27 protein-coding genes and 5 tRNA genes are annotated in these 23,248 nt (G+C 41.7%); 5 read left to right on the top strand and 27 right to left on the bottom strand.

Going from position 1 to position 23,248, the window contains the following annotated elements:
* Positions 1-155 precede the first annotated feature (155 nt).
* From CSV68_RS05915 to acpS, 20 genes are all read right to left on the bottom strand, one after another.
* Positions 156-229 (bottom strand) — tRNA-Gly (locus CSV68_RS05915).
* Between the two features lie 37 nt (positions 230-266).
* Positions 267-353, bottom strand: a tRNA-Leu gene (locus CSV68_RS05920).
* A 78-nt stretch (positions 354-431) separates the two neighbouring features.
* Positions 432-507 (bottom strand) — tRNA-Lys (locus CSV68_RS05925).
* A gap of 72 nt (positions 508-579) precedes the next feature.
* Positions 580-654: transfer RNA gene (locus tag CSV68_RS05930), tRNA-Gln, on the bottom strand.
* A gap of 52 nt (positions 655-706) precedes the next feature.
* Positions 707-778, bottom strand: a tRNA-Glu gene (locus CSV68_RS05935).
* A 257-nt stretch (positions 779-1,035) separates the two neighbouring features.
* Complete coding sequence (locus CSV68_RS05940) at positions 1,036-1,488, bottom strand: SprT family protein (protein ID WP_099633906.1); 453 nt, start codon at positions 1,486-1,488, stop codon at positions 1,036-1,038.
* Between the two features lie 14 nt (positions 1,489-1,502).
* Entirely contained in the window at positions 1,503-3,644 is a 2,142-nt protein-coding gene (locus CSV68_RS05945) for a Tex family protein (RefSeq protein ID WP_099661753.1), read from the bottom strand.
* Between the two features lie 111 nt (positions 3,645-3,755).
* Positions 3,756-4,352 (bottom strand): PP2C family serine/threonine-protein phosphatase, encoded by a 597-nt coding sequence (locus CSV68_RS05950; protein WP_099661702.1) that lies wholly within the window; start codon positions 4,350-4,352, stop codon positions 3,756-3,758.
* Complete coding sequence (gene sigB, locus CSV68_RS05955; protein ID WP_099633904.1) at positions 4,352-5,137, bottom strand: RNA polymerase sigma factor SigB; 786 nt, start codon at positions 5,135-5,137, stop codon at positions 4,352-4,354. The genes CSV68_RS05950 and sigB overlap by 1 nt, the downstream gene beginning before the upstream one ends.
* The gene (gene rsbW, locus CSV68_RS05960; protein ID WP_099633903.1) at positions 5,112-5,585 is read right to left on the bottom strand and encodes an anti-sigma B factor RsbW; all 474 of its coding nucleotides are present in this window, start codon (positions 5,583-5,585) and stop codon (positions 5,112-5,114) included. The genes sigB and rsbW overlap by 26 nt, the downstream gene beginning before the upstream one ends.
* Complete coding sequence (locus tag CSV68_RS05965; protein WP_099633902.1) at positions 5,572-5,913, bottom strand: STAS domain-containing protein; 342 nt, start codon at positions 5,911-5,913, stop codon at positions 5,572-5,574. Before CSV68_RS05965 ends, rsbW begins: the two co-directional genes overlap by 14 nt.
* A gap of 102 nt (positions 5,914-6,015) precedes the next feature.
* Complete coding sequence (locus CSV68_RS05970) at positions 6,016-7,020, bottom strand: PP2C family protein-serine/threonine phosphatase (protein ID WP_199168433.1); 1,005 nt, start codon at positions 7,018-7,020, stop codon at positions 6,016-6,018.
* Positions 7,021-7,033: 13 nt separating this feature from the next.
* On the bottom strand, positions 7,034-7,435 hold the full coding sequence (locus tag CSV68_RS05975) for an anti-sigma regulatory factor (RefSeq protein ID WP_099633901.1): 402 nt from the start codon (positions 7,433-7,435) through the stop codon (positions 7,034-7,036).
* Positions 7,436-7,437: 2 nt separating this feature from the next.
* Positions 7,438-7,800, bottom strand: coding sequence for an STAS domain-containing protein (locus tag CSV68_RS05980; protein WP_083034138.1), 363 nt, complete (start codon positions 7,798-7,800; stop codon positions 7,438-7,440).
* 1 nt (position 7,801) lies between these two features.
* Positions 7,802-8,629 carry an RsbT co-antagonist protein RsbRA gene (locus CSV68_RS05985; RefSeq protein ID WP_099661703.1) on the bottom strand — a complete coding sequence of 276 codons (828 nt, stop codon included), beginning with the start codon at positions 8,627-8,629 and terminating at the stop codon, positions 7,802-7,804.
* Positions 8,630-8,816: 187 nt separating this feature from the next.
* Positions 8,817-9,167, bottom strand: a complete 351-nt coding sequence (locus CSV68_RS05990; protein ID WP_029054722.1) for a type II toxin-antitoxin system PemK/MazF family toxin — start codon at positions 9,165-9,167, stop codon at positions 8,817-8,819.
* 4 nt (positions 9,168-9,171) lie between these two features.
* The gene (locus CSV68_RS17580; protein ID WP_099633899.1) at positions 9,172-9,477 is read right to left on the bottom strand and encodes a transcriptional regulator; all 306 of its coding nucleotides are present in this window, start codon (positions 9,475-9,477) and stop codon (positions 9,172-9,174) included.
* Between the two features lie 156 nt (positions 9,478-9,633).
* Positions 9,634-10,746 (bottom strand): alanine racemase, encoded by a 1,113-nt coding sequence (alr, locus tag CSV68_RS06000; protein ID WP_099661704.1) that lies wholly within the window; start codon positions 10,744-10,746, stop codon positions 9,634-9,636.
* Between the two features lie 87 nt (positions 10,747-10,833).
* Entirely contained in the window at positions 10,834-11,868 is a 1,035-nt protein-coding gene (locus tag CSV68_RS06005; RefSeq protein ID WP_099661705.1) for a LolA family protein, read from the bottom strand.
* Between the two features lie 95 nt (positions 11,869-11,963).
* Positions 11,964-12,320, bottom strand: a complete 357-nt coding sequence (gene acpS / locus CSV68_RS06010; protein WP_099661706.1) for a holo-ACP synthase — start codon at positions 12,318-12,320, stop codon at positions 11,964-11,966.
* Between the two features lie 68 nt (positions 12,321-12,388).
* On the opposite strand from acpS, the gene CSV68_RS06015 reads away from it, so the two are divergent.
* Positions 12,389-12,994, top strand: coding sequence for a rhomboid family intramembrane serine protease (locus CSV68_RS06015; protein WP_099633895.1), 606 nt, complete (start codon positions 12,389-12,391; stop codon positions 12,992-12,994).
* Between the two features lie 177 nt (positions 12,995-13,171).
* Here the strand turns inward: CSV68_RS06015 and CSV68_RS06020 are convergent, their stop codons facing one another.
* From CSV68_RS06020 to CSV68_RS06045, 6 genes are all read right to left on the bottom strand, one after another.
* Positions 13,172-14,707 carry a PH domain-containing protein gene (locus tag CSV68_RS06020; RefSeq protein ID WP_099661707.1) on the bottom strand — a complete coding sequence of 512 codons (1,536 nt, stop codon included), beginning with the start codon at positions 14,705-14,707 and terminating at the stop codon, positions 13,172-13,174.
* Positions 14,700-15,179 carry a PH domain-containing protein gene (locus CSV68_RS06025; protein ID WP_099633893.1) on the bottom strand — a complete coding sequence of 160 codons (480 nt, stop codon included), beginning with the start codon at positions 15,177-15,179 and terminating at the stop codon, positions 14,700-14,702. The genes CSV68_RS06020 and CSV68_RS06025 overlap by 8 nt, the downstream gene beginning before the upstream one ends.
* Before the next feature lie 138 nt (positions 15,180-15,317).
* A complete protein-coding gene (gene cshA, locus CSV68_RS06030; protein WP_099633892.1) occupies positions 15,318-16,847 on the bottom strand; it encodes a degradosome RNA helicase CshA in 1,530 nt (509 codons plus the stop codon).
* A 429-nt stretch (positions 16,848-17,276) separates the two neighbouring features.
* Complete coding sequence (locus tag CSV68_RS06035) at positions 17,277-17,969, bottom strand: alpha/beta hydrolase (RefSeq protein WP_099633891.1); 693 nt, start codon at positions 17,967-17,969, stop codon at positions 17,277-17,279.
* On the bottom strand, positions 17,966-19,336 hold the full coding sequence (locus CSV68_RS06040) for a UDP-N-acetylmuramoyl-tripeptide--D-alanyl-D-alanine ligase (protein ID WP_099661708.1): 1,371 nt from the start codon (positions 19,334-19,336) through the stop codon (positions 17,966-17,968). Before CSV68_RS06040 ends, CSV68_RS06035 begins: the two co-directional genes overlap by 4 nt.
* A gap of 14 nt (positions 19,337-19,350) precedes the next feature.
* The gene (locus CSV68_RS06045; protein ID WP_099661709.1) at positions 19,351-20,412 is read right to left on the bottom strand and encodes a D-alanine--D-alanine ligase; all 1,062 of its coding nucleotides are present in this window, start codon (positions 20,410-20,412) and stop codon (positions 19,351-19,353) included.
* Positions 20,413-20,629: 217 nt separating this feature from the next.
* Here CSV68_RS06045 and CSV68_RS06050 point away from each other — a divergent pair, with 217 nt between their 5' ends.
* Both CSV68_RS06050 and CSV68_RS06055 read left to right on the top strand, forming a co-directional pair.
* The gene (locus CSV68_RS06050) at positions 20,630-21,814 is read left to right on the top strand and encodes an FtsW/RodA/SpoVE family cell cycle protein (RefSeq protein WP_099633888.1); all 1,185 of its coding nucleotides are present in this window, start codon (positions 20,630-20,632) and stop codon (positions 21,812-21,814) included.
* A 74-nt stretch (positions 21,815-21,888) separates the two neighbouring features.
* Entirely contained in the window at positions 21,889-22,233 is a 345-nt protein-coding gene (locus tag CSV68_RS06055) for a zinc ribbon domain-containing protein YjdM (RefSeq protein ID WP_099661710.1), read from the top strand.
* Between the two features lie 69 nt (positions 22,234-22,302).
* Here the strand turns inward: CSV68_RS06055 and CSV68_RS17140 are convergent, their stop codons facing one another.
* The gene (locus CSV68_RS17140; RefSeq protein WP_156890545.1) at positions 22,303-22,452 is read right to left on the bottom strand and encodes an Lmo0850 family protein; all 150 of its coding nucleotides are present in this window, start codon (positions 22,450-22,452) and stop codon (positions 22,303-22,305) included.
* A gap of 233 nt (positions 22,453-22,685) precedes the next feature.
* On the opposite strand from CSV68_RS17140, the gene CSV68_RS06060 reads away from it, so the two are divergent.
* Both CSV68_RS06060 and copZ read left to right on the top strand, forming a co-directional pair.
* Positions 22,686-23,015: a metal-sensitive transcriptional regulator gene (locus CSV68_RS06060; RefSeq protein WP_304442242.1), complete on the top strand. Its 330-nt coding sequence runs from the start codon at positions 22,686-22,688 to the stop codon at positions 23,013-23,015.
* Positions 23,016-23,027: 12 nt separating this feature from the next.
* The gene (gene copZ, locus CSV68_RS06065) at positions 23,028-23,237 is read left to right on the top strand and encodes a copper chaperone CopZ (protein ID WP_099633886.1); all 210 of its coding nucleotides are present in this window, start codon (positions 23,028-23,030) and stop codon (positions 23,235-23,237) included.
* Positions 23,238-23,248: the final 11 nt, after the last annotated feature.

Consider the following 23,248-nt stretch of genomic DNA (forward strand, 5'->3'; position numbering starts at 1 on the left):
CAAACTCTCCATAAGAGAAATTCGATTAGCTCGAGTTTCATTTGCTGGCATCAATTAAGATACTCATTTTGTTTGTGTCACCGTTAGGTGCACAAACTGTATTTCGTTAACGTTTTGCTGTTCAGTTTTCAAGGATCATTTTCTTTTAAAAATAATGGAGCGGGTAGGGAGAATCGAACTCCCATCATCAGCTTGGAAGGCTGAGGTTTTACCACTAAACTATACCCGCATAAAAGTTGTAATTATATTGTAATGGTGAGAATGTTTGGTGCGGTAAAGAGGATTTGAACCTCCACGGGGTTAACCCCCACTAGGCCCTCAACCTAGCGCGTCTGCCGTTCCGCCACTACCGCTTTGTTTCAGCGACAATTACTAGTATACACCTTCAGTTTAATAAGTCAAGAACTTTCTCGAAAACTTTTTAAAATGAATGGTGAGCCGTACAGGATTCGAACCTGTGACCCTCTGATTAAAAGTCAGATGCTCTACCAACTGAGCTAACGGCTCGTATTAAAATGAAAGGAACAAATCGTTCCAAATACCTTTGATCTCTCTAGTGCGTGTAACACGCAGTAAAAATGGCTGGGGTAGCTGGATTCGAACCAACGAGTGACGGAGTCAAAGTCCGTTGCCTTACCGCTTGGCTATACCCCATCAATGATAACCTACTATCAAATCTTCAGGGATTTGTTCGTTTTATTGAAAGTGACCCCTACGGGATTCGAACCCGTGATACCGCCGTGAAAGGGCGGTGTCTTAACCGCTTGACCAAGGGGCCTTTATTATATTGTCGCTTCAGCAAGTAAATCGTTTGTTGCGCTTGTCTTAGTCGACTTTTACTATTATAGACAGGGTCTTGCCATTCGTCAACCTTTTTAAGCAATCTTTTTAAAATAACTTTTCGATATGCTTTAAAACACTGATGCGACAACCTTTCCACTTGAAATATTCTTTAATGAAATTGCCTTCTTTCACTTCTGTTTGCCTAATTATATAAAAGGCATCCAATCGCTATGATTGAATGCCTTTTATGCCTTACTTCACTTTTGTGATCTCCCCAGCACATTTTCCACAGCGATATTTCGTACAATCCATTCTTCTACGCCTGGGATAATCTAACCCACAAGCTGTACAGCGATATAGATGGATGATTGTACTTTTCGCTCTGCGTTCCGTAAGCGGCTTACAATGACGGGGGGAATTTGTCTCTTTAAGGAGCTCTTTAAAGTCTGGATCTCCATGTTTATATCCCTTACCTTCTATATGAAGGTGATAGTGGCAGAGTTCATGTTTAATGATCCCGACTAATTCTTCCTCATCATGAAGCTTAATAACTAACGGATTAATCTCTATAAAATGATTGCTTAATTTATAGCGACCACCCGTCGTTCGCAGTCTGCTATTAAAAATCGCTTGATGGACAAACGGCTTATGGAAGATTTCCAATGAGATCTGCTCAACCAGCTGCTGTAAATGTTCTTCTGACATGCTGATTCTCTCCTTTATTTCTTAAGAGGAAGCATAGATAATGCAATACGCCCTTTTTGACGATCGACAGAATCAATCCATACTGTAACAATGTCACCTGATGCAACTACATCTAATGGATGTTTGACATACCCATTTTTCATTTTGGATATGTGTACTAATCCGTCTTCTGAAACGCCAATGTCTACAAATGCACCGAAATCCACTACGTTGCGTACTGTTCCCTGCAGTTCCATTCCTTCATGTACATCTTTGATATCAAGTACATCCGCCTTCAATAAAGGCTGTGGATAATCGTCACGCGGGTCACGATTCGGACGCTGCAATGTCTGTATAATATCTTGCAACGTGATTTCCCCGACGTCTAGCAGCGTAGCAAGTTGTGGAATATCCACGTGTTCTAGAGCAGTCGTCGCTTCTTCTGTGCCGAGCTGGGATTTGTCGAGTTGCAACTCTTTCAATACTGCTTCCGCTACTTTATAACTCTCTGGATGAATGCCCGTCGAGTCAAAACGCTCTTTTGATTCTGGTATGCGCAAGAAGCCAATTGCCTGTTCGTAAGTTTTCGCACCGAGTCTCGGGACCTTTTTCAACTCTGTACGTTTCGTGAACTTACCTGCTTCCTCTCTTGCTTTTACAATGTTCTCCGCCACCGCTTTTGATAGACCAGAAACATACTGTAACAACGAAGATGAAGCAGTATTGACATTAACCCCCACCCGGTTCACCGCAGTTTCTACAACAAATGATAAAGATTCAGTCAGATTCTTTTTCGCTACGTCATGTTGGTATTGTCCTACACCAATAGATTCCGGGTCGATTTTTACGAGTTCAGACAGTGGATCTTGTAGCCTTCTCGCAATAGATACCGCACTTCTTTGCTCTACCTGCAGATCAGGGAACTCTTCTCGCGCTTTTGCAGATGCTGAATATACACTCGCTCCTGCTTCGTTGACAATTACGTAGGAAACAGGTTCGTCCACTTCTTTAATTAGATCAACGATGAACTTTTCTGTTTCACGTGATGCAGTTCCATTACCAATCGCAATAATGGATATCGGGTATTTCTTTAATAGATCCAGTATTACTTTTTTTGATGCTTCTTTCTGTGGTTTCGGTGGGTGAGGATAGATGACAGAGATATCATGAAGCTTTCCCATTTCGTCCACTACTGCCAGTTTACATCCCGTTCTGAATGCCGGATCTACACCTAGTACTGTTCTACCTTTTAACGGTGGTTGTAATAGAAGGCTACGAAGATTTTCCGAAAACACATGAATTGCCTGCGTTTCTGCTTTTTCGGTTAATGTCGTGCGTACTTCTCTTTCTATTGAAGGAGCGATTAATCGTTTAAACGAATCTTCTAACGCTTCTTTTATATACGTTGTAGATGAAGAAGGGTGTCGTTTTAGATACGTACGCTCGAGATCCCCAACGATGCGATCTGTTGGGAAACTCACCCCTACACGTAATACATCTTCTTTTTCTCCTCGATTAATAGCTAAAACACGGTGAGGCACTATTTTACTGAGAGGCTCTTCATATTCGTAATAGTTTTCAAAAACTTTCCGTTCATCTTCCGCGCCTTTTTTTAGGACAGCCGTCAGTTTCCCAGAGGCCCATGTGATTTTACGGATTTTCTCACGCATCGTTGCGTCTTCCGATACTCTTTCCGCAATGATGAACTTAGCACCTTCTAATGCATCTTCAATTGTATGGATTTCTTTTTCAAGATTGATATAGGTTTGTGCCGCAGCTTCAATATTCGCTGATGACTGTTGCATTAATTGGTCAGCAAGAGGTTCCAAGCCATTTTCAATCGCAATCATCGCTTTCGTACGTCGTTTTTGTTTATAAGGGCGGTACAAGTCTTCGATTCGTTGCAATACCGTCGCACGCTCAATATCTGCCTTTAACGTGTCATCTAACTTTCCTTGTTCATCGATTAAACGCAAGACTTCTTCTTTCCGTTGTTCAAGCGACTTAATATAATGATAGGCATCTTCAATATCTTTGATCTGCACTTCATCGAGCAAACCTGTTGCTTCTTTTCTGTAACGCGCAATAAAAGGTACAGTGTTGCCTTCTTCCAACAGAGCGATGACACTTGCCGTTTGGCGTTTACTGATTCCCGCTCGGCTTGCTGTTGCTTCCATAAAATCCTTTGACAATTCAACCACCCTTTCTTCTTTCCATATAATAGCATGTTTCCAATGCAGTTTCCTTCTGCAACCATTTGTTTTCAGACACAAAAAAGCCGCTTCAACTTAATGAAGCAGGCTAGCTGCGATGAATGTCGCATCATCAGTATCTTCAATCGTACGTTCCACCTTTTTATACAATTGATAAGGAGTAGAGTTTTCTTGTAAGTACTTTTTAGGACTTCGCAAGTTTACGCCATCAGAACGAAGGAAGAACCGGTCGTTCTTATTATAAGGATATCTTTGTGTACGGGGCGACTGTGGTCGTCCAGAAAGATAACCCATTACCGGTAAAGGATAAATCATCTGACCATTTGATTGCAGAATATAGATACGAATGTTACCAACACAACTATATTCTAGGGTTTGCTGTTCGAAATACACTTTAACAATCCCCACTGCTGCACCACGTTTATGCAACATCTGTTTATTGCAGCGTAGTAACAAATCGTCAGGTGATTCATGATGATACAACTTTAAGACTTGTGGAATTATTTCAGCAGATTCTTTCGCTTCCGTTCCACTACCCAATCCGTCTGCAATCGCACATATGAAATAATCTTCTTCTGAATGAATGTAGTATGCATCCCCAGAATCTTTATTACCTTTTTTGGACTGTTGGTATATATATGCCTCTACATAGTCATTCTCAAAAGTTTCCACTAATTTGCACCACCGCTCGTTAGGATTACTTCTCGTAACTTCTTGATAGCTTTACGTTGCAATCTTGAAACATGCATTTGGGAAATGTCTAGTAATTCCCCAGCTTCTTTCTGGCTCATTTGATCGATATATGTATATTGGATAATCTGACGTTCGCGGTCACTTAAAACGTTCAGTGCATTCAAAACAAGCATGCGCTGATCTGTTTTCTCAAAACCCCCATCAGTCTCACCGATGATATCGAGCAGTGTAATGGTTCCACCTTCTGAATCCGCATCTAGTGTATGGTCAATTGACAGCGCCTGATAACTTCTGCCCATCTCCATCGCTTCAAGCACTAATTCTTCGTCGGTACCAAGATATTCTGCTATTTCATAGACCATTGGCGAACGTTGAAATTCAGTCGTTAACGTTTCAACAGCCGCTTTTATTTTAGGCCCTAACTCTTTGATTCTTCGCGGTACGTGAACAGCCCATGTCTTATCACGCAAGAAGCGTTTAATTTCCCCTATTATTGTCGGTACAGCAAACGCTTCAAAGTTCCGTCCTTGTTCAGGATCATATCTTCGAATCGCTCCTAGTAATCCGAGCATTCCGGCCTGGACGATATCCTCATGGTGAGATTGCCCACGGGAATATTTGCGCGCGATAGAGTGTACCAGTCGCTCATAATGCAGGACTAGTTGTGTTTGCGCATCGTCGTCATTATTCTTTTGATATTCATGTATCCATTTAAGGACTTGTTCTTTTGTCTCGCTGTCACGAGAAGACTGTTGATTTGACATGGTCCTCTCCCCGCTCTCTGCCCAAATATTTGGTCATGAAAACAATGACACCCTCCCCATGGTCAACTTTGACTTCATCCATTAAAGTTTCCATCAAGTAAAGTCCTAAGCCACCTTCTCTAAGTGGTGATTCCTCATTCCAATCTTGATAGGGTCCAATTTTTTTCTTTGTTTCTTCAAAATCAAAACTCTGACCATGATCCGTCACGACAATTTCCAAGCGGTCTTTATAAAGGGCGCATCCTAAAATTACTTCACCCGTTTTTTCATCATTGTACGCGTGTTGCACAGCATTCGTCACCGCTTCACTAGCAGCGATCTTCAAATCTTCAATTTCGTCGTATGTAAATCCAATACGACTCGCAAGACCAGAGATAGCTAAACGTGCGACACCTACGTACTGGGCTTTTGCCGGAACTTTTATTTCGATATAATCAAACGCCTGCATTATCTTCGCCACCTTTAGATTGTTCTATCTCCATAATCTCACTGAGGCCCGTGATTTCAAACAATCGGTAAAGGCGTTGGTTTAGTCCTGTAATAACTAATTTCCCATTATACGCTTTCACTTCTTTATAGTATCCGACAAATACGCCTAGGCCTGTACTGTCCATGTAATTTACTTCGGATAGATCTAATTCTACTTCGATTCCTTCTACCAATTCTAATGTAGCCAAATGCTCTTTCAATTTTGGCGCTGTATATATATCAATCTCTCCGATAACTTTAAAGTTATGCACGAGATCTTTATCGACTTGCTCAACTTGTAAATTCATTTCGCCACCCCGATCGTTTTCTCTATTTTCTATGAATGTATAGCGTGATAATACCCACTACACACTCATTGTTTTATACCCAAACAAAATCTTTTTAAACCTTCATTTTGTTTTTTTCAAAATTACAAGTGTGAAATCATCATGCAATTCATAATTCTGCATTTTAGAAAGCTCGCTAAATAAATAGTCAACCATCGCTTGCGCACTTTCCGAACGCACTTCGCGCAATAAGTTTTCTATAACATTCATTTCAATGAAACCCTTATCGGTCCTAGTTTCAGTTACACCATCCGTCATAATCACAACAAAATCATTGTTTTCAAGACGTACTGTCCGTTCTTCATATACCGCTTCTTCTTGAACGCCAAGCAATAGTCCTTTGCTTTCTAGTAAACTGTAAGCGTCTTCTGAATCACGATAAAAAAGAGCCGGCTCATGTCCTGCCGAAGAATAGCGGAATACAGAGTTTTCCGTATCGTATTTTCCGTAAAACATGGAAATAAACATAGAATCAGCAATGCTCTGTTCTACCATTTTATTAATAAAGCTCAACACTTCAAAAGGATCTCGCTTCTCATATCGCAGACTATCCATACCAAATTTCACCATGGACATGTGCATAGCTGCAGACATGCCTTTTCCAATGATATCAGCAACTGCCAAACAAACTTCTTGTTCTGTTTCCTTTAGAAAGTATACATAGTCACCGTTCATTTGCTTCGATGGTCTGGAAATCCAACCTATGTCCAGACCCTCCAACACAGGAGTTGTCGTTTGCAACAAAGTATTTTGTACTCTAACAGCAATATCCATCTCTGTTTGAATAGCTTCTTGTTTGCGGATCAAGCTCTGATGCTCTTTAAGTGCTAAACCGTAATGAATCATCATTTCGATTAAAAAATCGAAAGACACGCTGACGTCGGCAGGTAGATCTTTAATTAACTCTTCAATAGACGTTTTATGAATACTGATGACATCTTCCGGTGCGATACTTTTTTCTATGAAGCTGCGGCTGAATTGCTGTCCCAAATAGAGATCTTCTTCTCCTTTGGAGTGCAGATAATTCTCCAGCATTTGCTTATACTGCTTACCCGCCTCTTGTGGCAATACCCTTCAACTCCTAGTGCAACCATTTAGTTGCTGTAATAGTGGTACCTACGCCCACTTCTGTTTCTACAGTAAAATCATCCATTAATCGTTTGACTCCCGGCATTCCTGCACCCAGTCCTCCTGAAGTCGTATATCCATCTGTCATAACTTTTTGCAAATCAGCAATTCCTGGTCCTTCATCAGAAGCAGTAATTAGTAAACCCACCCGTACACCTACTGTAATAGGCACAATTTCAATACGACCTTTTCCTGCGTAAAGATATATATTTCTTGCCAACTCACTAATGGCAGTCGTAATTCTAGCTTGGTCGACTGTCCCAAAACCCGTACTTTTCGCCTCATTACGGCCTAACTGTCTAGCGGCAACAATATCCCACTCTGTCTTGATCTCTATAGAAGACCTGTGTTCCATGGTCAGGCCTCCAATTCTCTAGTCAATTTCTCTAGCCCATTCTCTAGATCTAATGCAGTTGTCACGTTCTCTAAACGGATACCTAATTCAATTAGTGTGATGGCTACAGATGGTTGAATACCTGTGATGACAACTTTCGCCCCCATTAGACTTGTCATATGAATAACATCCCCAAGCACTTTTGCAATGAATGAATCAATGAAGTCGATTGGTGTCAAATCAATCACAACGCCCCGTGCAGACGTTTTATGCAACTGATTCAATAAATCTTCTTGGAATTGTAATGCCGTCTGATCATCAAGCTCCACTTGAATAGATACAATCAATGTGTCTTTTAGCTTTAGAATCGGAATTCGCATCTTCATACTACTTTTCCTCCTCCACAATTGTCCGACCTGTCATTTCAAGTGCTTTCTGCATACCTCTGCGCAACGTGCTTGTTGTTGAGAAATCTGTAAGGTTAATACCAAGCGTTACAATAGTCTGCGCAATTTCTGGACGAATGCCAACTAGCATACACTTTGCCCCAACTAAACGTACCGCGTCTGCCGCTTGGATAATATGATGGGCAACCATCGTATCGACTACAGGAACACCTGTAATATCAAGTAACACGACTTCAGCACGCTGCTTAACAACGCCTTCCAATAAATTCTCCATGATCAATTTCGCACGCTCTGTATCGATTGTACCGACCAATGGCATGACAGATATCTTGTCGAATACCGGAATCAATGAAGCCGATAATTCTTGCAATGCAATCTTCTGCAAAATGTCCGTACGCTCCCACTTCGTAGAATATTCTTCTATGATGCTTTCTCTTAACGGATTGATCCAGTTTGAGAAGATAGTAATTCCTTCACGCAAGTTGGACTCTCGCAAAATCCCCGTTTCAAAGAACAGGTCATATACGACCGTAGAAAACGTATCTATAGCCTGATTGATAAATTTAATAGACCATCCAAAATGAATGATTTTCTCCGTGAACTCATTTAATCTTGCCTTGTCCACTTTTTCGCGGTACGAAAGATTAGACGTCATCAGTTCCGTAAATTCCCTACTAGTTGTTGCTACTACAGATGCCGGCATCAATTCCAGAAAACGCTCATCAGCATTCTCTTTCATTCCCTCTACCCAGCGTGCAGTAATTGTGTCTATATTCTCGGCTATACCTTTTCTCATGACTTCGTTCATCGTTATTTGTTCCTCCCTACATCTTCAGTTATCTCCATTGTATCGAATTTCCCTCCAAACTACATGTTTTTAATCATTTTTTCTCAAAAATACTATAAAAAAAACACTATAACCGGTTGGCTATAGTGTTTTAAGCAGCCATTACTTACTGGCGCCGTCTGCAATAAAAGTTATTAGGATATGTATGCTAAAATTTAATAAGCCCGAAGCTTACTTGTAAAGCTTCATCGACTTGTTTCATTAACGCATCGTCTAAGTGTGTTATTTTGTCTGTGAGCCTCGACTTGTCGATTGTGCGGACTTGCTCGAGCAGGATAACTGAATCCCGCTCGAATCCATGCCTGGCCGCTGTAATTTCGACATGTGTCGGCAATTTTGCTTTTTGTATTTGTGCAGTAATGGCTGCCACAATCACTGTGGGACTGAATCGATTACCGATATCATTTTGGATGATCAGTACCGGTCTGGTCCCACCCTGTTCAGAACCGACTACAGGTGACAAATCTGCAAAAAAGACGTCTCCGCGTTTAATTGCCAACTTTTCATCCTCCGCTGACGCAACGTTCTACGGTATGCTGAGCTTCAAATTCCGCATATAAACATTCTGCCGCTATGTTGAGGTTGATTTGCGACATTTCCACATAACCTCTTTTCATGGCTTCACGTAATAGAGAAGCTTCACCATGTTCGATATGTTTCACATCTGTCATATAAACGAAATCTTCTTGCACTTGCTCCCATTGAAAGATTGCGTCTTCATTTTGCTGTTGCAATCTGGTTGAGGCTATACTAAGTATTCTTTTATCGTTTTTATCCGTACGCAAATCGAGCACCTCCGACAAACCCATCCCTCTATTTCTATATCATTTCTATCTTACCATTTATATTGGAATATGAAAAGACAAGGTTTGAAGTGTTTTGACAAGAAATACTAGTTTCGTCAGTAGAATGTCGAATCAAATGATCGTTGCGTCCTATATTTCGCCAGATAGTTTCGACCTTTTTTACGTATAGACTCTAGGTATCCGTGTAGAAAATGTTACAGCTAGTTCATAGGGTATTGTGTTTAGGCGTTCAGACCATTCCTCTAAAATTATTTCTTCGTTACCCTGTTTTCCAATCAATATTACTTTTTCGCCTTCAGGATATTTACGAGGTAATCGGATCATGCATTGGTCCATGCAAATAGTGCCGACAATTGGTACCCTCTTGCCATCAATTAGTACTTCTTGACCTTTAAGCGAACGCTTCAGCCCGTCGGCATAGCCGACCGGTAATGTACCGATCCATTCTCCTTCAACCGCTTGATACGTACCGCCATAGCTAATCTCCTCACCAGCAACCATCTGTTTCACGTAAGTTAACTCCGTTTCAATCGTCAATGCCCGTTCAAGCTTAAATGGCAACTGCTTTGCGACGGTATGAGACGGTGGTATGCCATATAAACTTATGCCAAAACGGACAGCGTCTAAAGCATATTCAGGAAACACCAATGTTGCTGCGCTATTAGACGCATGAACAAGACGCGGTTTTTCTGGTAAACAATTCACTAGGCGCATGAATCGTTCAAACTGTCGACGCGTCGGTTCTCGGTTTTCTTCATCTGCACGCGCAAAATGTGTGAATACACCATCAATAATTAGATCGGACTGTTGAATACACTTCACCAATTGCATGAATTCTTCTTCAGTCCGCACTCCAATTCTACCCATTCCGCTGTCGATTTTTACATGAACCCTGCATTTATTATCAAATGGTTGTTGTGCAATCACTTGATTTACCCAATCCTCACTTGTGACCGTTAAAATAATACGATGCTGTGCCGCTACAGCAGCAAATGATACTGGTGAAATTCCCAGCACGAGAATATCGGCTGTCGGCTGTGTTTTCCTAAGCGTCATAGCTTCATCTGGGGTAGCAACAGCAAACATTTCTGCTCCCGCTTGTAATGCAGCGGAAGCAGCCTGCGCGACTCCATGACCATATCCATCTGATTTAACGACTGCGATCAACTTGGTTTCTTTAGGTATATAAGAAATGAGGTGTTCTGCATTGTGTTTAATAGCAGCTGTATTAATAATCGCTCGTGTTGGCCGATATTGTGTTTCGTTGAACATTTCCTTCCACCTCGTTATAGGATAGACTGTTGCATGAAATAATTATCTATCCAAAGGCACAGTCTAGTCAATTGATTCAGTCGTTAATTACTTCGATTCTGTTGCCGTCATCGAATTTGCTACTGTAATCAGTTCTTCTTTGCTTAACATGTCGGATGCAACAAAGAATGCCATGCCATTTGCTTCCCAGTGAATAGATTGTTCTGTCAGTGCCGCTACTGCGAAACCTAGATCAACCGGGTCACCTTCTATGGATACCGGCATTTCATTCAATGGCTTTTCAGCTGGTTCCTGAATCACAACATATTCCTTATCTCCACTAAATGTCATGATTACGCGCTGGCCATTCTCGATTTCCACGCTTTTCTCTTCTGACAGTGTCGTGCCTTGTAAATTAGCAACCGGATAGTAGGTTTGTTGATTCGCCTTAGCCTGATCTTCCCCATCACCTTCTGTTGCTTCTTCATCAGAATCCGCTTTATCGCCTTCCGCTTTCGGTTTATCCATTTCTACTTTATACTCAGCAACTTTATGCTCTACACCTAGGGCAATTTTATCAAACTTAATAGAGATCTTTTCTTCACCTGTTTCATCGTGGATCGTCACCTTATTTGGTAACAATGTCTTTTTATCGATATGAATTTTCTGAGTTGGTAAAAGTGACTTATGATTATTGCGCGTAGCCGTTTCAAAGACATACTCTTTTTCTTTTTCTTCCATGACCGCTGCTTTGTCTGCTTTAATATCTTCAGCAAGCGTTCCGATTAGATACCCCTGACTGTTTTGTGCCGGCCAGTCACTTTGGAATTTGTACGTTTTTCCTAGTGACGGCGTAACTACGAACACGCCTTCTTCGTTACGAACGATCATTTGTGACTCTTCATTCCCCGATTGCGTCACATTCACTTTGTAAAACTCCGGCTTAGTATGCCATACTTCCACATTGTACACCCGAGGCTCTGAACCTGTTTTGATTTCCATCGAAGCATTTAACTCATAACCTTTTGTTTCATTCCACTTATTACTAAGTTTCTTCATGACATCTTCTTTGGAGGGTTTACCGCATCCTCCTAGTACTAACATAACTGCGACAACTGTTAACAAGATAATTTTCTTCCGCATTCTTTTCATCCTTTCTCCAATCAATTCGGGTAGCTTATCTTATGAGAGGGATGAATCGATTATGCGAGCTTGTTTTAAATTCTATTTACATGCTTTCAGGATTCCAGTAAGACCACTTGTGCAGCAGCTACAGTTTGAGTATGCGTAATGCTAATAAACCCTTGAACCAACTGACTATGGAAGTACAATATAGGACGACCACTTGCTTCCGACATGACTTCAATGTCCAAAAACCTGCAATCTGCTCCGATTCCAGTACCCCGCGCCTTGGAGAATGCCTCTTTGGCAGCGAATCGTCCCGCCAAGTATTCAATTTTACGGTGCCCACTCAGTGTTTCATAAACGCATAGTTCTCTTTCAGACAATATTCGTTCTCTGAATTTAGTGTTACGGCCATCCAAACGGGCTACGCGATCCAATTCCACGATGTCTAATCCAATTCCTTGAATCAAAATGAACAACTCCTTTCCCTTCAAGTTAAATAATATGTATAATCAGTACAGAAGATTGAGGTGAAACCATGTTTATACGAACGGAAAATTTTTCACAATATGTTCGCGCTTATCCTGTCGTGACATTTTTGCTTGCCCTGAATATCGGGATATTTATCTATACATTGATTCCCGGCATTGGTGATCAGCTCTTTTTATTCGGCTTGGGAGATAACTTGCTCATTGCGAACGGAGAGTATTGGCGCTTACTAACCCCCATGTTTTTGCATGGTGGCTTCATGCATCTACTATTTAACATGTTCTCGCTTTTCGTTTTCGGACCAGAGCTTGAGAAAATCGCAGGGAAAGCGCGGTTTATTACAGTGTATATGTTAGCCGGCTTGTTCGGCGATATCGCAACATACTTCATTCAACCCGTCGCTTATACGCACGTCGGTGCAAGTGGTGCGATTTTCGGTGTGTTTGGTGCTTTTGGCGCGCTTGTGTACTACACGAAGCATGCTTTCCCACAGCTGAGACAAGTTATTTTACCGATTATCGTCATTAGTGTTGTGATGACGTTTGTAGGGACGAATATCAACGTGACGGCGCATATTGCAGGGCTGATCACAGGCTTCCTAATTGGATTGAGCTTCTTCAACCCGAAGAACATTGTCAGTTGGCGAAAAAAATAGCGTTATGCAAAGTCAGACTGGGATTATCCTAGTCTGGCTTTTTGAATGGAGAATCGCGTGCAAGGTAACTCAGTAAGGACAATGGGATTTCCACTCCAGCTGAGGGACGCTTTTGAAGCGGCCCCTCCTTCTTCATCTGTTTGTATACTTTCATTTAGACCCAAAAGCCAGACAGGTTTAGTTGTCTGGCTTTGTTTGTGATTCTGCGCTTTCTGGATGGAACTCATACCAAGAGAGGAACTTTTCTGCGTCCTCCTGAGGCATATGACGAATAGATGGGGCATCGAGTGTCATTCCAGATTTCACATTGGCCGTAATGGTTGCAACCTTTTTCCTCCGATGGAAGTAATTTTGATCTAACTCCATGGACTGAATACGATTCTTCTCCGTAAATACCGTCTGCCGGCTAATTGTGCGAAAACGCATCGTCAACTGCTTCGGCAAGATGGTATAGGCTGCTGTCTTGTATTGCCAAATACCGTGTAATCCTACCAATGGCAACAGTAGTAACGTCAGCAAGCCGTACGGGAAAAAGTTATACGAAATAACCGCTATCGGAACTAGTGTCACAAGTAATTTAAAACGATAGTAGAAACGTTTTCCTCTTTTGTCAATTCTCTCTGTCGGTTCACTGAAATCTATATTCGGAAATAGCTCCTGCAATGGTTCAATGATGCTGTTTTTCTTCGCAAGCGGGAAAAGTTTGATTCGTGAACCTTCTCCTACTCCCCCTGCACTATTGATGATGACCGCTCCATAACCGAACAGCTGACGGATAGGATTTTCAGTAATTGTGATATTTTGCACACGTTTCAACGGCACAGTAACCCGCTTCTTCTCGAGCAACCCTCGCGTGATGACTAAATCATCTTTTTCACGCATGACTTTGAAATCATAATTCGCAAGGAACGTCATCGCGACGGATAGCAACCAAACAACGAGGAAGCCGAGTGCCACTAAAATCGCGATGACGAAGACACCGATGCGAATGAATGATTTCAGCTCCCCAAACAACCAGTCATATGGAATAAGTTCTTCAATTTGCGATAGGAATACGATCACACCAGATAAAATAACCCCAATTCCACCTGAAGTTGTGGCAAGCATAAGCAAGTTGCCTGTCGTCATAGAGAAAATTACTGGAGCTGGTTGTTGTACCACCTGTACTTCTTCCTCTGGCTCCTTAATCAATTGCCACTCTGTTTGGTCTAATAAAGCCAGTTCCGGCCCTATAATACTTACTTTTTTTGACTGTTTAATTTCTTTTTCAATCTGTTGTGCCGCTTCTTTCGTAATTGCAGTTAATTCGGCTTCTGCATCTTTACCAGAAGACGAACCCGCTGTTTCTATTTTAACTTTAACTAACTGAAACGGTCGGTGAAAAATACCTTCTGTGTAATCTAGACTTTGAATACGGTCGAATGGAATGTAACGCTTCTTTCTGACAAACAAACCCGATTCAATACGTAATTCTTGATCTTCAAACCAGTAATCAAAACGACGCCATTTCACAATTCCCGAAACTAACGTGAATATGATTAGTACACCAAACAAGATCAACGTCCAATACTGGATATACCACGGCGCTGTACTTTCTCCTTTGAAACCATTCACGAAAACCAAGATGACGAACGGCCCAATCAAATCTTTCAAAGCTTTCGCTGTCTCGACGACAGCTGATATCCAATGAAGTTTATAACGTTGCTCAGACATCATCTTTCGCCACCCTTGCAAACGTGGAAATACGGTTGCGCAGTTCATCTGCCTCTTCCGTCACGAGCGCAGGAATGGAATGATTAGTCGCTGCAGTAGAGATTGTGATGGAAGCTAGACCGTACTTACGTAAAATGGGTCCTTCCGCTGTATCCACGTGCTGTACGCGCACCATCGGAATGAGTGTACGATTGACGATGAATAACCCGTGTTGAAGCTCAATTTCCGCTTCACGCACTTCATAACGCCAGCGTTGCCAACGAATTTTCGGGAATAAATAAATTGATAAAAACGCATGCAATAGTACAACTATTGTAACGACGATCATAATCCAAATCGGCCAATCAAAAAAATATGATAAAAAACCTAAACCGATTGCGATTGCCAGTATAATTACGCTTTGAATCGTTCCATATAATCGCCAAACTGTTAATCCTTTTCTGGAGATTTGATTTGAAGGTTGTTGTCTCATAGGCCCACCTCTTTTCGAATTTCTACTCATATATACGCACCAATCATGAAAACGTTTCATTCTAATCGATCATATCATATTCACGACAAAAAAATCCGGGCTGCTATAATGCAGGCCCGGATTTCCCATTTCGTATTCTTATCTTTCTGAACGAGTGCTACTGCTACGTCTTGATGCGCCGTCTCTTCTTGCGCCATCACGAGGTCCGCTACTACGTCTACTTGATCCGCCAGTTGCTGAACCGCCACCGCTTCTGCCGCGTCCACCTTGAGAACGTCCGCCGCCACCGCTACGATTGCCGCCTTTATAGCCGCCACCACCAGAACGTGATGAAGAAGGTCTGCGTGAAGGTAGTGGACGCTCTTCTGAAATACTTACAGGCGTCTCATCAACATCTTTAGTCAATGACTTAAGTGCTGCTGCTACAATTTCTTTTGCATCATGCTTCTCAAGCAATTGTGCTGCTAATCCAGCATAATCCTCTGAGTTTTTCTGCTCAATTGTTTCCACTAATGAATCCACTGCATTTTTCTTCTGTTCAAGCAATGCTTCATCAGAAGTTGGTGGACGTAATGGTGTCATACGCTTCTTAGTCGTTTCCTCAACGATACGAAGGTAACCCATTTCACGTGGCGTTACGAATGTAACTGCAACTCCACTTTTACCAGCACGGCCAGTACGACCGATACGGTGAACATAGCTTTCCGGATCTTGTGGAATATCGAAGTTGTAAACGTGTGTTACGCCTGTGATATCCAAACCACGTGCAGCTACGTCTGTTGCTACGAGTACATCAATTTTATTGTCTTTAAACTGACGCAAAACTGACATACGTTTTGCTTGTGTCAAGTCACCGTGAATTCCTTCAGCAATATAGCCGCGGATACTTAGTGCATGAGCCAACTCATCTACCCGGCGCTTTGTGCGTCCGAATACGATAGCCAATTCAGGCTGTTGAACGTTCAACAATCTTGATAGCACATCGAACTTCTCACGTTCATGAGATTTTACGAAGAACTGCTCAATATTCTCAACAGTCATTTCTTTTGATTTGATTTTTACCATTTCTGGGTTTTTCATGAAAGTTTCTGCAATTTTACGGATTGGAGCAGGCATAGTTGCTGAGAATAGCAACGTCTGACGCTCAGCCGGTACGCTTGCAAGAATTGTGTTGATATCTTCGATGAATCCCATGTTCAACATTTCATCCGCTTCATCCAAAACAAGTGTTTGAACGTGATCAAGCTTCAATGTTTTACGGTTGATATGGTCCAAAATACGTCCCGGTGTACCGACAACAATATTTGGATTATTACGAAGTGCACGGATTTGACGTCCGATTTCTTGTCCGCCATAAACGGAAAGAACTTTCGCACGGCTACCGTAGCCTACTTTATAAATTTCTTCTGATACTTGAATTGCCAATTCACGTGTTGGTGCAATGACCAACGCTTGAACTGCAGTGCTCTTTGGATCCAATTTTTCAATGATTGGAATACCGAATGCTGCCGTTTTACCAGTACCTGTTTGTGCTTGCCCGATTACGTCGCGGCCTTCCATACCAAAAGTGATTGTACCCTCTTGGATTGGTGTTGCCTCTTCAAACCCCATGCGTAGCAAAGCGTTTTGTGTTGTTTCACTAATATTCAATTCTGAAAACTTCGTCAAAATATTCATTCTCCTTTATTTCTCCATTTGACAATTGGTTACATCTGCAAATGAAAGCGCGGCAAATTCGAGCCATGTACTTTGAAAGTTGGGAGCGTTTCCGATATATCCATCTCTGGTTTATAAAAAGAATCTCCTAGAAGGATTCTTGTGGTTGAGAGGGGTCATATCAATTACACCTATCGTAATTGCGTCCAGATTTTTATACAGCACAATGTAAAACCCGTGACATACAAGGAAAGCTCGGTCCTTGCCGAGCGGTGAAAACAGCAAATCATTGCTAGTTTGCCTACTAATCACCGTTTTATTCAAAAAAAAGTACTCTCCGTATAATATAACGGTAGAGTGCCGTGTAAATGTATCCAATTCCTTTCATCATTCTACCATGGCTTACACGAGACTGCAACGAATCCGCTTAAGTTCCATTAATCAGTCTTCGTTCATGAACTTCAGTACTTTCGCAAACCATACATGGCGATCTTCGCTATAACAAATATGGTGTTTCCCATGTTCAGAATAAATCAGATGTTTTTCTTTCGAGCCGAGTTTTTCGTATAGGTAATCTGCCGTGAATGCAGGAACAATACCATCTTGCTTCCCTTGCACGATACAAACAGGGGTTTTGACTTGATGGTGATACGGTCGCACTAAGCGAACGACGCGTAAAAACTCTAGCGCCACACGAACAGGAGTATTTGTCAGCTTATAATTATACAGATGATAGAACGAGTCGGGAGGATAATCTTTGTGTCTTAAGCTCCTCATCATGATCCTCGCGTCTTCCAATAAAATACGTGGACTAATATATTTGGCCGCAGCACTTAATAAGATAAGCTTTTTTAATGGATAGCGTAACGCCAAATACATGGCGATTAAGCCGCCCATGGAGAAGCCGACGACTATGACGTCGTCCACTTCTTTTTGTAGTCTTCTCAATTCTAATTCCGCGACCATCATCCATGATTTGGCTGTGCCCCTCTGTACGCCCCGATCCATTTCATGCCCCGGTAAAACAGGTACTGCTACCTTCCAATCTGTATGATTCTGTAGAAATCTTTTGAATGGGGCGACTTCAAAAGGACCACCAGTGAATCCATGAATGATGAGAACGCCTGTCGTCACAATTTTTCCTCTACGAGCAACTTTATGATCCGTTCTAGCTTCATTCCTCTAGATCCTTTAAACAGCACCACTGTCTGATCCGACAGTTTCGGGCGCAATGCATCTGCTAGTAACTCCGTATCGTTCGCTGTCCACATGATATCTCCTGGATAATCCTTCAATTGCTCCGACAACCACTTCATACGTGGTCCAAATAGCGCGATGCCATTTACGTTCATTTTCTTTAGTTCGTCCGCGAGCTCTTCGTGGTAACGCTGTTCATCGGTACCAAGTTCAAGCATATCGCCTAATACGAGCCACTTGTTTTGTTTGACGGCTGTTTCATCGATAAAACGGAACGCCGCACGCATAGAAGTAGGTGCTGCATTGTAGGCATCATTAATGAGTAATGAACCGTTTTTACCAGCTATAGGTTGCATACGCATATCCGTTAATGTCGTTTCACTTAATGACTCTTCAATTTGTTGTTCCGTTAGATCTAACTCTTTTGCGATCATAATCGCGGCCAGTGCATTCTTTACTTGATGAGAACCATATACAGGAATGGTAAACTGTCCTTCCAGCTTACCGTTTACAGTGAATGAACTACCTTTATCGGTAGATATAATTTGTTGCACAGTCAAATCTGCTTGTTCATAGCCAAATGACACATTGCGCAAACTCGGCTGTTGATGTACTAATTCATTTAATAACGGTTCGTCACCATCATAGAGCAACACACCGCCACTCACGAGACCGTCGATGATTTCAAACTTCGCCTTTGCAATTCCTTCACGAGAACCAAGGTCTTGCATATGCGCCTCACCAATATTCGTTATGACTGCAAACTGTGGTTTAGCAAGCCTTGATAGGAAAGAAATTTCTCCATAGCCGCTCATTCCCATTTCAAGAATCGCAACCTCCGTGTCGTCTTCGACAGCTAATAACGTTAGTGGCAAGCCAAGCTCATTATTGAAGTTTCCTTCCGTTTTTTTAACTTTGCGATAAGGTGACAATACCCCCGCAATCAGATCCTTTGTCGACGTTTTACCATTCGATCCTGTAACTCCGACGATAGTACACGTCAATTCACTTCGATAACTACGGGCCATTTGCTGTAGTGCGAGCTCTGAATCCTCGACGAACAACAGTGGTATATCTGCGGGCGGATTAGGTTCATCTTTCAGCCAAAGTGCGGCGACTGCACCTTGCTCAATTGCCCCATTGACGTATTGATGGCCATTTACTTGTTCTCCTCTAAAAGGGATGAACAAGTCACCTGCTTGCACATTTCGTGAATCAATGCTGACACCTGTAACAAGTTGCTCTGCGATATGCTGCCCTTCCGCCTGAAGCCATTTCTGGATCATTGATAGATTTCGTTTCACGTTACTTCCTCCACTCAGTCCATTGTATATTGCAGTTGTTGTTTTTCTGTATGGCGTTCTATTGCCAATTCAATTAGCTGATCGATTAATTCGGGATAAGTCAATCCAGATTTCTGCCATAGTAACGGGAACATACTTGTCGGTGTGAAGCCAGGTAATGTATTCACTTCATTGATCAATACTTCATCGTCTACCGTGACGAAAAAGTCTGCTCGTACGAGTCCTGAACAGTCTAAAACTTTAAATGCACGGATTGCCATGTCTTTCATATGCTCTGCGACTGCACCGGGCACTTCAGCTGGAATAGATAATTCCGTATTTTGGTCTTTATATTTCGCTTCATAGTCGTAAAAGTCAGCAACCGGACGGATTTCCCCCGCTACCGATACTTTAGGATAATCATTACCAAGAACCGCCATTTCAATCTCACGTGCCACAATTCCTTGTTCCACAATAATTTTGCGGTCAAATTTCAATGCCAACTCAATCGCTTTTTTAAGCGACTCGCGATCATCCGCTTTACTAATGCCAACGCTCGATCCAAGATTCGCAGGTTTAACGAACATTGGATAAGAAAGTTCTTGTTCCGCCTGATCTAATAATTGCTCCGCATGTTCTTTCCACGTACTGCGAATGAAATGGACATATGCAACTTGCGCTAATCCCGCTTGAGCGAATAATTGTTTCATTACAACTTTATCCATACCTGCTGATGAAGCGAGTACTCCGTTACCTGCGTATGGAATATTTAAGACTTCAAATAAACCTTGTACTGTTCCATCTTCCCCGTTCGTTCCGTGAAGAAGTGGCAAAATGACGTCGGGCATATCCCCTTGCAAAAAACTTTCAATATGATCAGGCTTTGGTTGTTCATTTTTCAGACGTAATGTCTCAATATCTGTAACCGGCCCAGTCAACGGACTACCTTTTAACCATTCACCTTGCATCGTTATATAGATTGGTAACACTTCATATTTATCTAAATCAAGCGCCTCTGTTACTGCGCGCGCTGTAGAAAGCGACACTTCATGCTCTGCGGATTTCCCGCCATATACTAAACCTAACCGTCTTTTCATGTAATCTCCTCACATTCCGTAGTTTTCATTCATACAGTTTACCATGAATAGAGCCAATTCATGAATGAAAAACCAACGTTCTTCATTCTTTTTACTTCTCGTAGAAACCAATCATTTCACAACTCGTCTATTAATGGGTGTACTTCTTAAAAAGTTTTGCGATATAATAGGTATTTATAGTAAGAGAATACTAGCTTAAGAAAAGGTGAGTTCATAATTGAAACAAACAAACAGGCTAGGTGAACGATTCGACTGGACACTTGCCTTTATCATTTTGCTTTTCGCGATTGTCAGTTTTTTCGTCATTGGATCCGCTCAAACCTCTGAGCAATATACACAGAACTTCGTTTTAAAACAAGTGAGATGGTATATACTCGGTTCTTTCATCGTAGCGATGGTCATGTACTTTGAACCCGATCAATATAAAAAGTTCGCTTGGTATTTCTATGGCTTTGGTATTTTCTTGTTGGTTTTTCTTATGTTAGCTCCCGGCGGTCCAGGCCAAATTGCCGAAATGCGCTACAGCGCAAAACGATGGTTGCATTTGCCTGTCATTGGGACAATCCAGCCTGCCGAGTTCATTAAGACATTCTTTATTATCGGACTTGCCAAGTTGGTTAGCACGCATAACGAACGCTCGTTAAACAGAACCTATGCGACAGACCTTGTATTACTCGGTAAAATCGCGCTAATGCTTATCGTTCCGTTGTTTCTCATCATGAAGCAACCCGACCTCGGAACTTCACTCGTCTTCATTTCGATTACTGCTGCCATCGTCATTGTTTCGGGAATATCATGGAAAATACTCGTGCCTGTCTTTTCATTTGGAGCGGCAGCAGCAGGAGGCATTCTTTGGATGTCTTTGTTCGCACAAGACATGCTCGACAAATTCGGGTTTTCACCTTATCAGTTCAAACGTGTCTATTCTTGGCTCGATCCGTACTCTTACCCGACTGACGAAGGGTATAACTTGATTACTGCGATGACTGCAATAGGCTCAGGACAACTGACAGGTAAAGGTTTTCTAGAACGCGTTGTGTACATCCCTGAGAATCACACGGACTTTATCTTCAGTGTAATAGGAGAAGAATATGGTTTTATCGGCGCTTGTTTGGTAATCACGCTATATTTCATTTTAATTTACCACTTAACGAAAGTTGCTCTTTCTTTGCATGATCCGTTCAGCGTGTATGTTTGTACGGGCGTCATTGCAATGATCGCGTTCCACGTATTTGAAAATATTGGCATGAATATTCAGCTGTTACCTATTACAGGTATCCCTCTCCCATTCATAAGTTATGGGGGAAGTTCTTTATTTAGTAATATGCTGGCGATCGGCTTAATTTTCAGCATGAAGTTCCATCAGCGAACGTATTTATTCGATGCGGATGACAATGATTAACTGTAAATGAATACTGCCTCCCTTTCCGAGCCTTCACAAATTGTGTAGAATGTATAGGAAAGGGAGGTTTTTTTATGTCAACTTTACCAAATTGTCCAAAATGCCAATCCGAATACACTTATGAGGATGGGAACCTTCTCGTTTGCCCAGAATGTGCATATGAATGGACACCTGGATCGATGGAAGAATCCGATCCATCAGGTATGCCGGAGATCAAGGACGTAAATGGCAATGTGTTGCAGGATGGAGATTCTGTGACAGTCATTAAAGATTTGAAAGTAAAAGGAAGTTCCAACGCTTTGAAGATGGGAACAAAAGTGAAAAGCATTCGCTTAGTTGACGGTGACCATAACATCGATTGTAAGATTGATGGATTTGGCGCAATGCAACTAAAATCGGAGTTTGTGAAGAAAATTTAAAACATAAACTAACGCAAAAAGCTCATCCTCGAATACATTCGGGGATGAGCTTTTTGTATGGTCTGTTAGTTAATTCGCTTGAACGGGTGGTGCTTGTACGGCAGGCGTCAATGCTTGCAACATATCACTTCTGGATTTTGTGAGTTTTGCGGAAACACCAAGCTTCGCCAAATTGGAAATAATTTTCTTGAAATCCATTTCTTTAGCCACTTCTTCCACCTCAACCTTCCTAGTTAGTTATATAGACGTTTGATCGCTCGTGAAGTTCTAGTTTTTATAGATTTTTTTTATTATCTTTATTATAACACTTTAACCACCTTTTAAATCTTTCATTTATGTTACATTTTCACCAATTATGCAAGTTTTAAACCTTAAAATGTAAAATCACATGCTTTGACATACCCCCCATACGTATATTAAAGTACATATATACGAAAGGTGGCAGATATCGAGTGACATTACTTCCTGAAGATCCTTCTCTGGATGAGGTAGAAATTTCTTGCCGCAAGAGTCATCATCCGGAAGAAATTAAGACGAACTTGACTCATCGTCTGAACCGCATCGAAGGTCAAATACGAGGTATTAAAGGTATGGTAGAGCGCGATGTTTATTGTGATGATATTATTACACAACTATCCGCTACACAATCCGCGCTGAACAGTGTGGCGAATGTTTTGTTAGACGGACACTTAAAAGGCTGTGTTAAAAATAGGTTAGCTGAAGGCGACGAAGAAGTGTTAGACGAGTTAGCTAAAACTATAGCTAAATTAATTAGAAAATAGGAGGAATTTTAAATGACTACAACTACATTGAACGTAAAAGGTATGACATGCAATCACTGTGTACAAGCAGTAGAAGGTGCATTAACAGAATTATCCGGAGTGGAACGTGCTTTAGTTGATTTGAAAGCAGAAAACGTAGTCGTACAATTTGATGATTCTGTTGTAACCGTTGATAAAATGACAGAAACCATTGAAGATCAAGGATATGACGTCGAAGCGTAACAAGAAAGGTG

Origin of the sequence: Sporosarcina sp. P29, from assembly GCF_002743265.1 — a bacterium.
Taxonomy (GTDB): Bacteria; Bacillota; Bacilli; order Bacillales_A; family Planococcaceae; genus Sporosarcina.

Coding starts and splice junctions, on each gene's coding strand:
- CSV68_RS05940 (WP_099633906.1), bottom strand. CDS start 1,488: ATGTCAGAAGAACATTTACAGCAGCTGGTTGAGCAGATCTCATTGGAA.
- CSV68_RS05945 (WP_099661753.1), bottom strand. CDS start 3,644: ATGGAAGCAACAGCAAGCCGAGCGGGAATCAGTAAACGCCAAACGGCA.
- sigB (WP_099633904.1), bottom strand. CDS start 5,137: ATGTCAAATCAACAGTCTTCTCGTGACAGCGAGACAAAAGAACAAGTC.
- rsbW (WP_099633903.1), bottom strand. CDS start 5,585: ATGCAGGCGTTTGATTATATCGAAATAAAAGTTCCGGCAAAAGCCCAG.
- CSV68_RS05965 (WP_099633902.1), bottom strand. CDS start 5,913: ATGAATTTACAAGTTGAGCAAGTCGATAAAGATCTCGTGCATAACTTT.
- CSV68_RS05975 (WP_099633901.1), bottom strand. CDS start 7,435: ATGGAACACAGGTCTTCTATAGAGATCAAGACAGAGTGGGATATTGTT.
- CSV68_RS05980 (WP_083034138.1), bottom strand. CDS start 7,800: ATGAAGATGCGAATTCCGATTCTAAAGCTAAAAGACACATTGATTGTA.
- CSV68_RS05985 (WP_099661703.1), bottom strand. CDS start 8,629: ATGAACGAAGTCATGAGAAAAGGTATAGCCGAGAATATAGACACAATT.
- CSV68_RS17580 (WP_099633899.1), bottom strand. CDS start 9,477: ATGGGTTTGTCGGAGGTGCTCGATTTGCGTACGGATAAAAACGATAAA.
- alr (WP_099661704.1), bottom strand. CDS start 10,746: ATGTTCAACGAAACACAATATCGGCCAACACGAGCGATTATTAATACA.
- CSV68_RS06005 (WP_099661705.1), bottom strand. CDS start 11,868: ATGCGGAAGAAAATTATCTTGTTAACAGTTGTCGCAGTTATGTTAGTA.
- CSV68_RS06015 (WP_099633895.1), top strand. CDS start 12,389: ATGTTTATACGAACGGAAAATTTTTCACAATATGTTCGCGCTTATCCT.
- CSV68_RS06020 (WP_099661707.1), bottom strand. CDS start 14,707: ATGTCTGAGCAACGTTATAAACTTCATTGGATATCAGCTGTCGTCGAG.
- CSV68_RS06025 (WP_099633893.1), bottom strand. CDS start 15,179: ATGAGACAACAACCTTCAAATCAAATCTCCAGAAAAGGATTAACAGTT.
- CSV68_RS06045 (WP_099661709.1), bottom strand. CDS start 20,412: ATGAAAAGACGGTTAGGTTTAGTATATGGCGGGAAATCCGCAGAGCAT.
- CSV68_RS06055 (WP_099661710.1), top strand. CDS start 21,889: ATGTCAACTTTACCAAATTGTCCAAAATGCCAATCCGAATACACTTAT.
- copZ (WP_099633886.1), top strand. CDS start 23,028: ATGACTACAACTACATTGAACGTAAAAGGTATGACATGCAATCACTGT.